Origin of the sequence: Vibrio sp. 10N.222.48.A3 (genome assembly GCF_041475345.1) — a bacterium.
Classification (GTDB): domain Bacteria; phylum Pseudomonadota; class Gammaproteobacteria; order Enterobacterales; family Vibrionaceae; genus Vibrio; species Vibrio tasmaniensis_A.
Map to the genome: position 1 here is coordinate 1 of NZ_JBFRVX010001488.1, position 265 is coordinate 265.

Here is a 265-nt window from a genome sequence, read left to right on the forward strand (position 1 = left end):
CCAATACGGTGAACGTAGTCTTCCGCTTTGAATGGCATATCGTAATTCACAACTTGTTCTAGCTGCTGGATATCAATACCTCGAGCTGCCACGTCGGTTGCAATTAGCGCGCGTATTTTGCCTGATTTGAAATCATCCAGTGCTTTTTGGCGCGCACCTTGGCTCTTATCACCATTGATTGATGCCGCTTTAATGCCATCTAGCTTAAGCTCTTTAACTAGAGCATCGGTACCCTGCTTAGTCTTAGTGAACACCAACACTTGTT

The 265-nt window shown here is 45.3% G+C and carries 1 protein-coding gene; it reads right to left on the bottom strand.

What is annotated here, in order from left to right; all coding sequences use genetic code 11:
* Positions 1-265 (bottom strand): helicase-related protein (locus tag AB4653_RS27305; RefSeq protein WP_372105806.1); only part of this gene is annotated, 265 nt, incomplete at both ends.